General features: G+C 59.3%; 11 protein-coding genes. 2 read left to right on the top strand and 9 right to left on the bottom strand.

The genetic code is table 11. The annotated features are described in order from the left end of the window. Positions 1–23 precede the first annotated feature (23 nt). On the top strand, positions 24–1,460 hold the full coding sequence (locus tag ARUE_RS22460) for an aminopeptidase P family protein (protein ID WP_014923503.1): 1,437 nt from the start codon (positions 24–26) through the stop codon (positions 1,458–1,460). A gap of 193 nt (positions 1,461–1,653) precedes the next feature. Here the strand turns inward: ARUE_RS22460 and ARUE_RS22455 are convergent, their stop codons facing one another. The 8 genes from ARUE_RS22455 to ARUE_RS22420 form a co-directional block, all read right to left on the bottom strand. After that, positions 1,654–3,246, bottom strand: a complete 1,593-nt coding sequence (locus ARUE_RS22455) for an aldehyde dehydrogenase (NADP(+)) (protein ID WP_014923502.1) — start codon at positions 3,244–3,246, stop codon at positions 1,654–1,656. Positions 3,247–3,338: 92 nt separating this feature from the next. After that, positions 3,339–4,733, bottom strand: a complete 1,395-nt coding sequence (abaF, locus tag ARUE_RS22450; RefSeq protein WP_043471892.1) for a fosfomycin efflux MFS transporter AbaF — start codon at positions 4,731–4,733, stop codon at positions 3,339–3,341. Positions 4,734–4,847: 114 nt separating this feature from the next. Beyond that, positions 4,848–5,846 (bottom strand): ornithine cyclodeaminase family protein, encoded by a 999-nt coding sequence (locus tag ARUE_RS22445; RefSeq protein ID WP_014923500.1) that lies wholly within the window; start codon positions 5,844–5,846, stop codon positions 4,848–4,850. A gap of 141 nt (positions 5,847–5,987) precedes the next feature. After that, positions 5,988–6,893, bottom strand: coding sequence for a dihydrodipicolinate synthase family protein (locus ARUE_RS22440; RefSeq protein WP_014923499.1), 906 nt, complete (start codon positions 6,891–6,893; stop codon positions 5,988–5,990). Between the two features lie 65 nt (positions 6,894–6,958). Further along, on the bottom strand, positions 6,959–7,831 hold the full coding sequence (locus tag ARUE_RS23485) for a substrate-binding periplasmic protein (protein WP_014923498.1): 873 nt from the start codon (positions 7,829–7,831) through the stop codon (positions 6,959–6,961). Positions 7,832–7,864: 33 nt separating this feature from the next. Continuing rightward, positions 7,865–8,521: an amino acid ABC transporter permease gene (locus ARUE_RS22430; RefSeq protein WP_014923497.1), complete on the bottom strand. Its 657-nt coding sequence runs from the start codon at positions 8,519–8,521 to the stop codon at positions 7,865–7,867. Further along, positions 8,518–9,162, bottom strand: a complete 645-nt coding sequence (locus tag ARUE_RS22425) for an amino acid ABC transporter permease (protein ID WP_014923496.1) — start codon at positions 9,160–9,162, stop codon at positions 8,518–8,520. The genes ARUE_RS22430 and ARUE_RS22425 overlap by 4 nt, the downstream gene beginning before the upstream one ends. Before the next feature lies 1 nt (position 9,163). Then, a complete protein-coding gene (locus tag ARUE_RS22420; RefSeq protein ID WP_502691483.1) occupies positions 9,164–9,955 on the bottom strand; it encodes an amino acid ABC transporter ATP-binding protein in 792 nt (263 codons plus the stop codon). Positions 9,956–10,174: 219 nt separating this feature from the next. Between ARUE_RS22420 and ARUE_RS24315 the strand changes: the two genes are divergently transcribed. Continuing rightward, positions 10,175–10,384: a hypothetical protein gene (locus ARUE_RS24315; RefSeq protein ID WP_162486265.1), complete on the top strand. Its 210-nt coding sequence runs from the start codon at positions 10,175–10,177 to the stop codon at positions 10,382–10,384. A 762-nt stretch (positions 10,385–11,146) separates the two neighbouring features. Here the strand turns inward: ARUE_RS24315 and ARUE_RS22415 are convergent. Next, positions 11,147–11,821, bottom strand: a complete 675-nt coding sequence (locus ARUE_RS22415; protein ID WP_014923493.1) for a GntR family transcriptional regulator — start codon at positions 11,819–11,821, stop codon at positions 11,147–11,149. Positions 11,822–11,972: the final 151 nt, after the last annotated feature.

The raw sequence follows: 11,972 nt of genomic DNA, 5'->3' as shown, positions 1-11,972 counted from the left end.
AACACCATCACCGAGCGGCATCAATGCCCGCACCCACACAAAAGGACCCACGCATCCCGAAACTGGCGGACACCGAATCCTTCATCCATTACATGGGACAGGGATGGTCCGAGCCCGACAGAACACCCCAAGTCATCCCCGGCGCCCCCCAAGCAGCCGCCCGGCACCGCACCCAACTCGAAGAAGTGTCCCGCGGAACGACAATGCTGATCGGGTCGGGGCGTGCTCCCGTCAGGAGCAATGACACTAACTACGATTTCCGGCCTGACAGCAACTTCTATTGGCTCACCGGCTGCGCTCTCGAAGACGCTGTTCTGGTGTTGCGGCCCGGCGGCGCTTCACATGACGCAGTGCTGTACGCCCCGACACCTGCATACCCCGGTGAGCGGGACTTCTTCGCCGATGCCGCCCGAGGAGAGCTGTGGGTAGGTGCTGCGCCGTCCCTTGCAGACTGGTCGGAGGCTCTAGGCATTGCTGTCAGGCCGCTAACGAAGCTACAGGAGGATCTGGCCGGGGTGCGCGGTGCCCTTCAGGTAGGTCAGCTGCCGGCAGGAGTGAACGTAGAGAGTGACCGCCTCCGGTCCGTGGACCTGGAACGCCAACTTTCCGAGCTGCGCATGGTCAAGGATCCATGGGAGATCGAGCAGCTCCGAGAAGCAGTCACCCATACCATCGGCGGATTTCGAGCGGTCATTCGGGAAATCCCCGCCGCGGTTGCCGGGTTAGGCGAGCGTTGGTTGCAGGGGACCTTTGATCGACACGCAAGAACGTTTGGAAACGGAGCAGGCTACGCGACCATCATTGGCAGCGGCGAACATGCGCCCACCCTCCATTGGGTACGGTGTGACGGTCCTGTGTTGGAGGACAAGGTCCTGTTGCTCGATATGGGTGTAGAAACGAGAAGCTTCTACACCGCCGATGTGACCCGAACCTTCCCGGCATCGGGCACCTACACTGCCGAACAGCGGCACGTCCATGATTTGGTGGAGAAGGCGCATAGGGCCGGGCTCGCCCAGGTGCGGCCCGGCAAGGTCTTCAGCGACTTTCATACCTCAGTCATGGAGGTTATCGCTCAAGGTCTTCACGATTGGGGGCTCCTGAAAGTGTCGGTGGACGAAGCCCTCTCCCCCACCGGGCAACAGCACCGCCGCTATCTGGTGTGTGGCGTGGGTCATCATTTGGGCTTGGACGTTCACGATTGTGCCAGGTCGTCTTACGCCGCTTACCAAGACGGCATCCTGACTCCTGGCATGGCGCTGACTGTGGAGCCTGGGCTGTATTTCCATGCGCATGACACAACAGTTCCGCCGGAGCTCCGAGGAATCGGTGTCAGGATTGAAGACGACATCTTGGTAACGGAGACTGGCAGCGAAGTTCTTTCCGACGAGCTTCCGTTGGATGCAGCCGGGTTGGAACGCTGGATGCGCAACCAAATGCACGTAGTAGGGGCTGCACTGTAGAGGATAGCTTCTACACCCTGCCGCGCATGTATATGAAAGAGCGGGGTCTGGATCGATATTCCTGACCCCGCTCTTTCGTTCCTGAGATGGACGTCTTAGGCAGTGGCGTAGCAATTGGAAGGGTGGGACCCGGCTGCACCGGATCCCACCCTTCAATGCTTGGCGTCATAGCGGTCAGGACGACAGCACCCTCTTAGACGCGAGCCCTTTGCGCCTCCGGAGAACCATCTAGCAGCCGATTGAGGCGCCATGGATTCTCATCCTTCAGAGCAGCGGGAAGGAGAACATCTGGCACATTCTGGTACGCCACGGGCCGGAGGAAACGCTCGATCGCGAGGGTACCCACCGATGTGGTTCGCGAGTCCGAGGTCGCGGGGAAAGGGCCGCCATGTACCATGGCGTGTCCGACCTCAACTCCGGTGGGCCATCCGTTGACGATGATTCTGCCGACCTTAGCTTCGAGCATCGGTATGAGCGCAGCAGCGCCTACATGATCACTTGTACCTACTTGCAGAGATGCAGTCAGCTGGCCTTCCAGCCTCTCGATCGCCTCAACCAGATCCTCCATCCCGGGGTACCTGATTGCCAGGCTCGTTGAGCCGAAGACTTCTTCATGCAAGGCAGGGTTCTGAACAAAGGCATCGACTGAGGTTTCAAATACGGCCGGTGCGGGCGCGTTCTGGGTCGGGCCGTCCCTGCCCTCAGCCACCATGTGGACCTTCGGGCCTTCTTTGAGAGCCTGAGTTCCTTCGGCCCAAGACGCCGCGATGCCTTGAGTCAACATCGTCTGCCCTTCCACACTGCGCACTGCTTCCGACACTGACCGCAAGAAGCGATCGCCGTGTTCGCCGGTCGGCACGAAGATCAAACCCGGCGACGTGCACAGCTGACCTGAGCTGGCCGTCACCGATGTGACGTACCCTTGCGCCAGGGAGTCAACATCGCCGAGAATGGCGCCTGGGAATACGAACACCGGGTTGAGTGAGGACATTTCCGCATAGACAGGGATAGGTTCCGGACGGCTAGCAGCAGCCTGCATGAGGGAAACGCCAGCCGCCCGAGATCCGGTGAAACCCACGGCTTTGATGGCTGGGTCCGTGGCCAGAGCCTGCCCGATGCTTCTTCCGGGCCCGAATACTAGCGAAAATACGCCAGGGTGGAGCTTAAGGGAACTCGCCGCCTCGACAATGGCGTGCCCGACGAGCTCGCTTGTCCCCGGGTGGGCATTGTGTGCTTTGAATACCACGGGGCAGCCTGCAGCAAGCGCTGAAGCGGTGTCGCCGCCTGCTGTTGAAAAGGCCAGTGGGAAATTGCTTGCCCCGAAGACAGCAACAGGGCCCAGAGGCACCCGTCGTTGCCGGATGTCCGGACGCGGTAGTGGTGTACGGTCCGGCACGGCAGGGTCGATGCGGACCCCTCGGAAGTCGCCTTGCCTGACAACAGCAGCGAAGAGTTTGAGCTGGTTTACTGTTCGGCTGCGCTCTCCTTCCAGCCGCGCGGCGGGAAGACCGGTCTCTTCCATGGCACGTTCTATGAGTGATGATCCGAGGGCTTCGATGTTGTCAGCGATTGTTTCAAGGAACGCGGCGTGAAGGTCAGGAGCGAGGCTGTTGAAGGACGGAAAGGCATCGGCAGCTGCCGTGGTCGCCAGCTGTAGCTGTTGTTCATCAACGAGTGTGAACGTAGGCATGATGGATTCGTTCGTGGCCGGGTTCACTGCCGCAGTCGTGGCGCCGTTGCCGGCAACCGTCTCTCCTGCGATGAGCGAGTGTCCAGTGATTTTCATGTACTCCCCTATGAGTTGATGCGGACTAAAACGGATTTGAGATAGGCGGTGCTTCAGAGGGCTTCACCCTTCAGCCAGGGTCAACCACTGCCTTACGGCATGCGTCTCTTTTGTTTCGAAGCGATGCGGGTTTCAGCCTCTGTGTCTACGACCCGAAGCGACTTTCCACGGGTCTCCTTTGCTAGGGAAACCGCCGCAATAGAGATGACGGCGGCGCCAACAAGGTACAGCGAGATAGGCACGGACGAGTGGTAGTTGTTCAGCAGCGTGAGAGCGATCAACGGTGCCAAGGAACCGGCGAGAATCGGTGCTGCCTGGTAGCACAATGACAACGCCGTGTAGCGGACCCTCGTAGGGAACATTTCCGCCATGAGCGCCGAGTATGGGGCATACGTCATGGACTCAATGGCAAGGCCCAGAATGATGGCAGCCATGATCATCCAGTCGTTTCCGGTGTCCATCATCGGGAACCCCACGAAGCCCCAGAAAGCTGTGAGGACGGCACCCACGAGATAGACGGGTTTCCGCCCGAAAACATCCGACAGGTGGCCCATTAGCGGGATCAGAACGAAGTGCACAGCGTGGGCAGCAAACATCAGCAGGAGAATCCGACTCGTATCAACCTGAACGACCAGCTTCAAGTACGTAATCGAAAAAGTGACGACCAAATAGTAGAGAATGTTTTCCGCGAATCGCGCACCAATGCCGATGAGGACCGCCCGCCAGTGATGACGGAGCACTTCGACAACACCAAGTTGTTTGTTGGCTTCAAGTTCCTGCTTGGCCTGCGCCTCTTTGAAGATCGGCGCATCATCTACTTTTGTCCTGATCCAATACCCGATGAGGACAACAACCGCGGAGAACCAGAAAGCTACCCGCCAACCCCACGTAAGGAAATCAGTCTCCGCAAGAATGGTGGACAACCCAAGCAGCACAAGAGTCGCCACAAGGTTCCCGGCAGGAACACCCGCCTGAGGCCAGCTAGCCCAATAGCCGCGACGGTCGTCCGGACTGTGTTCACTCACCAAGATGATGGCACCGCCCCACTCGCCACCGAAGGCGAAACCCTGGACGAGTCTGAGGAAGACAAGTAGCCCAGGCGCCCAGTACCCGATCTGATCGAACGTGGGGAGGCATCCCATGAGAAACGTGGTTACTCCGACGACGACGAGGCTCAGCTGCAGAAGCTGCTTTCTGCCGACCTTGTCACCAAAGTGCCCGAAGACCAGTCCTCCAATGGGCCGCGCGGCGAATCCAACGGCATAGAGGGCAAAAGCTGCAATAATCCCGTCGATCGGGTTCCCGGTTTGCTTGAAGAAAAGCGTTCCGAAGACCAGAGCTGACGCGGTCCCGTAAAGAAAGAACTCGTACCACTCTGCAACCGTCCCTGCCATCGCTGCAGCAACCACGCGTTTCAGTCCAGATGGTGCTTGGGGCGCCTGCCCGTTTTCTACGGTTTGAGAATTGAGATGGAATGATGGGGGCATTTTTGCTCCTAGGTGATCTGGGCGGTAGGAGCGCCGGACAACAGTTGGTGCGCGCCGTGCCGCGTATGGGTTGTCCGTCTCCTGAGAAGTTCTGGTGCCGACGGGCAGGGGCCGCTATCCGTCCTGCCCCTCGGCGGCAAGGCTAGGGTTTTGCGGCTTGGTTGCGTCGCCGTGGGGCGAGCGATCATAGACGAGTGAGGCCAGGACCAGGTCCTCCCAGGCCATTCCGGTGCTCACGTAGAGACACGGTTTCGCCGGATCCCGCTGGAAGTGTCCCATGACGAGTTCTTTGAGGTTCACAGGGCGGATCTGTTTCCATTCCTCTGCGCTGCGCGCCGGAATAAGGTCTCCTGCTTCGCGCATCGCGGCTGCTCGGCCTTCCACAACTACGTCGCTGCGCTTCACAAGCGTGGCGTCTACTTCCCTCGCGTTCAACCCGTGCTGCCCCACGGCCGCTACTATGCTTCCCGCCTTCGGCGAAGCCCCGTCAAAGAGCGGAACGGTTGAGGAGGTGGCGCAAAGGATGATGTCCGCGTCAGCCACACATGATGGTTCACCTGAGGAAACGTCAATTCCCTCCGCGGCGAGCTCCCGCAGTAGGCTTTCAACCCTTGCCTTCCGTCGACCAACGATCTTGAAGGTTGCGCCGGGGAAGATGCTGTGTGCTGCGCGAACATGGTTCAGAGCCTGAATACCAGCACCGAAGACGAGAACCGCGGGTGACGTAGGCAGCGGGCGGGCGCCGGGCGCCGAGGCTATGTGCTTAACGGCCAGAAGCGTCGTCGCTGGTGTCCGCACAGCAGTCAACGCTGTCCCGTCAAGCGCTGCGAGAGGAGCAGAGGTCAAGGAATCGAAAAGCAGGAACGTTCCCTGGATCTTTTCCAGCCCTTGACGAGGATTATCGGGTGCGATGGTCAGCACCTTCACTCCGCTGTACCGCCGACCACATCCCGGCATCATAAGAAATTCCCCTTCAGGGGACGGGCTGAAGAGCCTCGGCGAATCGTCCTCAGGTTCCACGTCCCGGGACAACGCCGAACTCAGCGCCCCGATGGCCACGGTCCAGGGCGCCGTCTCGTAAATATCAGCAAGGGTCAGAAAGGGCAGGCTCATGTTGTCCTAGTCAGCTCGGGTGCAGGAGAGATGCGCGCCGGTGATGCCATCGGGCTGTTTGGCGGAGGTCACGAGCGGTATGTCGTCGCGTTGTGTAAAAAGTGCCGGTGCCGTCGAAGCGGCACCGGCACCGTGTTTGTCTTACTTGTAGCCCTTGGCGAGGACCGCTTCGGTGTCGCGTACTACGGCGTCGTGGACGGCCGGTGAGAGCGGGCCGCGGGGCGGACGGCAGACTCCACCGTTCAATCCCACAACATCCATGGAGAGCTTGATTGACTGTACGAATTCGGTCTTGCTGTCCCAACGGAGGAGTGGGTGGAGATCACGGTAGATCTCCGTCGCCCGCTCCAGGTCTCCCATGTTTCCCGAGGTGGAGAGCCGGTAGAGCTCCAGCGTTGACGCGGGGATCGCGTTGGGGTACCCGGCGACCCATCCGACAGCTCCAGCTACACCCATTTCGACGACTGTGTCGTCGGTGCCGATCAGCAGGTCAACTTCCGGGGCGAGCTCCTTGATTTCGTAGGCCCGCCGAACGTCTCCGGTGAACTCTTTGACTCCGACGATGAGGCCTTCCTGGTGAAGGCGGGCGATCAGCGAGGGAGTGAGATCGACTTTGGTGTCGATGGGGTTGTTGTACGCGACGATGGGAAGGCCGACGGTCGCTGCCAAACGGTAGTGTTCGACAACTTCCTCTTCAGTTGCGCGGTAAGAATTGGGAGGGAGCAGCATCAAAGCGCCTGCCCCAGCTTCAGCGGCCTGTTCGGCCCATTTCAGGGTCTGCAGTCCGCCGTAGGCGCCGACACCCGCCATAACAGTGAAGCCTTCCGGGGCCGCTTCAACGGCGGTCGTGATGACACGGGCGCGTTCCTCTTCGCTGAGGGTCTGGTATTCGCCGAGCGAGCCGTTGGGCGCTACTCCGTCGCATCCGGCTCCAGCGAGGAAGCGAACATGTTCGGCGTAGGCGTCGTAGTCGACGTTGAGGTCGGTGTCGAACGGGAGCGCCGTAGCTACCAGTACGCCGTGCCAGGGTTTGCGTGTTTCAGTCATTTTCGGTCCTTCCGACCAAGTGGTGGATACACTAACTGTACCATGTGACATTTTACTGATGAGCTTTAGTTTGCGGGTACTACATATTGCTCGTCGGCCACCTTGCCCAGCTTGGCCGAGAGGCCAGCGTCGGTCAGGAGCCGCTCGATGGTTTTATCTTCACGCTGAGCAGCGATGCCCTCGCTCAGTGCCACCTTCAGGCTTTCGTTGCCCTTGGTCATGGGGAAGGCCGCTTCTGGCGCCTGGACAATCGCCTGAACCCGCTTGTCCGGGTTCTCGTTAGCCAACGCAACGTTGACTCCATCGGCGCCCTTGAACTGACCAACCTGAACACCGTACGCGTCCACCGCTGCCTGAAGGCGGCCAGAGTCGAAGTCAGCCTTCAACTCGACACTGCTCGGGTACGTCACGAGCCGGTCGCCGAGAATCTTCTTCAGGTCTTCTACCCAGAGGTACCCGTCGATGGTTCCCACTTTGCTCATCGACTCAAGTTCGGCCACCGTTGTCGCGCCCGTCTTGGTAGCGATCCCCATACCGTCGAGATATGTAGACGCAGAGAAATCTACCGCCTTCATCCGCTTCTCGGTTGCATCGATCGTGCCCAGAGCGAGATCGATGTTGCCTCCGGCGATCGACTGCACAGCGTCCGCATATGTGGCTGGCTGGTATGCCGGTTCCAAACACTCGTCGGCGGCTATTTTCTCGATGATGGACACATCGATTCCGCTCGGTTTGCCACTGTTGTAGCTACTAAATGGCGGGATGTCGATAACACCAATTGACAGCTTTCCCGGGACCGTTGTCTTGAGGTCAGCATGCTTCGGTTTGCAGTCTCCAGCTACGGAGGAGGCCGGACCGGAACAGGCTGACAAGGCCAGCGCGGCAGACGCAGCTGAGATGGACAAGACGGCAAGGGTTTTAATGCGTCGACGGGTCATTGGTTCTCCTTTATTGGATGGGTGAAAAACGTTTCATGCATACCGGCGACCGAGGCGCTTTTCGAAGAAGACGGTAATCCAGGTCGCTGGCATCGAGATGGCGGCGTAGACAAGTCCGGCCAAGGCAAAAACTTGAAGATAGTTAAAGTTTTCGCTGCCGATGTTGTAAGCGGTCTTCATTAGCTCTGGGACAGCAATGGCGTAAGCCAACGACGTTCCCTGAAACGTCTGGATGGCGACCCCCATAAGACCGGGAACCGCTGATCTGATGCCCTGGGGCAAGACAACTCTGAAGAAGACCGACTGCCGAGGAAGGGCAAGCGCCTGCGCTGCTTCCAACTGACCGCGGGGCACCGATTGAAGGCCAGCTCGAATTATTTCGCTGGAATACGCTGCGGCGTTCCAAGTGAGTGCGAGGCATGCTGCCGTGATGCTTTCAAACGCGATACCGAACTTTGGAAGCCCGTAATAGAACAGGTACAGAATCACCAGCGCCGGCGCACCGCGACCAACTTCGACGACCGCGAGGGCGATGGACCGCACAGCTAAACTCTTGTGCGAGACCATAAGGCCCAGCAGTAACCCCAGTGGGTATCCGCACACAATCGCGACAAAAGCGATCAGCAGGCTTGTCTGAAGGCCGTTGAGCATCGTTGGAAGATAGGTCAGCCAGTCATTGATCCAGCTCATACGTATGCGTCCTTCCTAAGCCGGGCGTCCATGCGCCGTGAGAAATACGCGACAGGCAAGCTCAAGGCAATGTAGAGCGCTCCGGCGATGATGTAGGGAAGGACACCTACGAGAGTGGGGTTCTGTCGCGCAAAGGCTTGGGACTGGAACACCATTTCAGCCACGATGATGGTCGAGGCAATGGAGGAGTCCTTGAGCAAGCCGGTGAAGTAAGTAGCAACCGACGGCGAAACTATACGGAACGCCTGCGGCGCGAGCACCCGGGCAAAGGTCGTTCGGCCGTCGAGGCCCAACGCATGTGCCGCTTCCAGCTGACCGCGAGGGACGGCTTGCAAACCGCCTCGGAAGATTTCCGCCAAGTACGCGATCGAAACTACGCCCAGACCAACAATAGCGGCGCTAATGGGGCTGAACTTAAAAGCGCCAATCTGGATACCGAACTTCAGAAGAAAGAGCCAAACAATTATCGGTACACCGCGGACGAGATCGACGAACAACCTGGACGCCAGCCGTACGGGCATCAGCCTGGACGACAGCCCCAGCGCGAGCGGCGCGCCGCCAGCAATTCCTATGATGAATGCAGCCAGGGTCAGGATGACGGTCATGGGCAGACCGCTTACTACAGCTGTCAACGGGTCCATTTCACCGCTCCAAGACAGCCCGTAGAAAACGCCGAGTCCGCGCCTCCTGAGGGTCGGTCATGATTGCCCGCGGATCTCCCTGTTCGATGATCTTGCAGTCGGCCATCACCACAAGCGTGTCGGAAACGTCTCTTGCGAACTGCATCTCATGGGTTACGACGAGCATCGTCATGCCGTCCGAGGCGAGTTCACGCATGACAGCAAGCACTTCCAGCCCGACCTCAGGGTCAATTGCGGACGTGGGCTCATCGAAGAGCATGATGCTCGGATCCAGCGCCAAAGCCCTCGCGATGGCAATGCGCTGCTGCTGTCCCCCAGAGCAACGACCAGGGTGGGCCGCTGCTTTCTCTTCGAGCCCTACTCTTTCGAGAAGTTGCATCGATCGAGCGTCTGCTTCCTCGCGACTTTTACCCAGCACCCGCTGCTGAGGGAAGCTGATGTTATTCAGCACCGACATGTGCGGGAAAAGATTGAAGGACTGAAAAACCATCCCCACGGTTCTCCGCAAGGCGGCGAGGTCCTTCGGGTTAACAGACTTTCCCGGGTGGATGGTGTGGTGATCGACTTGGATAGTGCCCGAGTCGGGACGCTCCAAAAGGTTGATGCACCGAAGAAAAGTGCTCTTTCCGGCTCCCGAGGGCCCGATGAGCGCTGTTACGCTGCCGGGCTCCACGTGCAGGGAAACGTCGTCGAGGACGACGTGCTCCCCGTACTTTTTTGAGATGTTGTCGAGTCTGATGCCGAGCTGAGTCGGCACCTTCTCCTGAGCGGATGTGGATGGGGTCAAGGCGATCCTCCATTGCAGGAAATGCTTGCGCGCAGTCTCGTACCATGAGCTGCATCAAGTTCTGTAGTATGTGAAATAGTACACAGCACTAACAGTGACGGCAATACCCTTTAGGCCCACTCACGCAACCGTCGTCAGGCCCGAGGCCTTGGATCCCAATCTGCTCTCAGCGATAGCGGGCCGCTACCGTTCCGGGGACCAATTGGCCCTGACTAGGCTGACTGAATGAGCCAACCCGGACAGTCGCCCACCCGAGACATGCGGGTACAGATAACCCATCCAGAGCGTTTCTGGTTGGCTGCCCGAAAGGATCTTTTCTGGGCCCGCGCTGCAGCCAAGGACGCAGCGGACGCCGAAGCGAACCTAGCTACCCGCTTCAGATACAGCTGCGGCGGGTATGGCGGCCGCGACTACAAGAGCTACAAGGAAGTCTGAGGAGGTGGAAACTACAAGGACGGAGGCGCGGCATGCACCATCAGGATCGTAGGTTCTCCATCGGAGATGACCGACCTGCTTCCGAGCGAGCAAAAGCTCGTCGAGGCGGCCGCATCCAAAGGCGGCGATGTCAAGGATCCTGTGGCCTTGCTCCAAGGCATCATGAACCTCAGCCGAAGCTGGACAACACCCGGGGCGCCACTTACATGGACAGGCCGACAACGCCCACATCGAAAGCTGAAGCGGCGGTCGCTCTGACCGTGTGTCCGGACGCCCCGCACGCCGCGGAGCTTCAGTACACCGTCAGTAGGTCCCGGGTCGTCGCCGGGACCATGATCGTTGACCAAACCATGAAGCCGGGAACTTGGAAAACCACGCCCGGTGTGAAGCTCTGCTAGGGTCCCGGAACAGTGGCGGCGGCGACACGATCGCCAACGACATCGTCGATTTTGCCCCCGACGGGGTGACGGTCACCGTGTCGGCCGGCGACGGGTTCAAGTCCAGCAACTGCGGCACCTGGTCGAAGGTCGGATAAGCAATTCAGAGATGTAGGTGTCGGTGCGGAAGGCGCCGACACTTACAACAACAACGGCGGACGCGAGACGCGGGTCGATACCGGCCGCCGGAGTCGTCGGCCACTAGGCCAGTATGAACCGTAGTTATGAGGACGCGAACCGGCTGACCACCGAGGTTAGCTAGAAGTACTGGGCATAGGAACAGCCAATGCTCTCGTCAACACTAATTGGACGGAGAGAGGCTATATCACCTCTTCGCCGGGTCGGCCCACATACCCCGAACCTTACCTATGTGCCGACGCATAAACTCCTGAGCAGCTGCACCGTCACGCGCTTCCAGTAAGCCGACGAGGTCCAAATGTTCTAAGGCGGAGGCACCGAGCTGGCCACTCTGTGACAGAGGAAGGAGACCAAGGAGTCTGGTGCGGGCACGCAGATCAGAAACGATTTTCACCAAGTGGGCGTTTCCGCTGTACTCGAGGATGCGGAGGTGGAAGACCCTGTCAGCATCTGTGTAATTGACCAGGTCGCCCTGATCAGCAGAGTCGACGATGGTCTGGGCAAGCCTGCGCAACATCGGGAAGTCCGACTCTGGAATTATGTCGGTCACCTGCCGCACAGTAGGCGGCTCCAGCATCATGCGGATACTCGTGATGCTGTCGAGGTCTTCTTCCGAAACCTCAGTTATGCGAAATCCCTTATTGGGCGCCGCGACTACGAGCCCCTCCGTTGTCAGGTCCAGCATCGCTTCCCTGACCGGCGTTGCTGACACTCCGAACTTCTCACCGAGAGTCGGTGCCGAGTAGAGGCGCCCGGGAAGGAGTTCTCCGGAAATGATGGCCGCGCGGAGGGCGTTCGCTACACTCTCGCGGAGGCTTGTCTTCTTGAGGACTTTGAACTGCGAGGTTGTGGCACCGGCCATCGTAAACTCCGAAGATAGTGGACTGAATATATGACATTCTACTGACGACTGTGGGTATACGTCCGTCGTCTGCCTGAAGAATTACCCGTTCGCCCATCGCCTGGCCGGAGGTTCCTTGCTGCCAACGTATGCCGACGATCTCGGGTAGCTT

Source organism: Arthrobacter sp. Rue61a, from assembly GCF_000294695.2.
Taxonomy (GTDB): Bacteria; Actinomycetota; Actinomycetes; order Actinomycetales; family Micrococcaceae; genus Arthrobacter; species Arthrobacter aurescens_A.
This window is presented reverse-complemented; position numbering and strand designations above follow the sequence as displayed.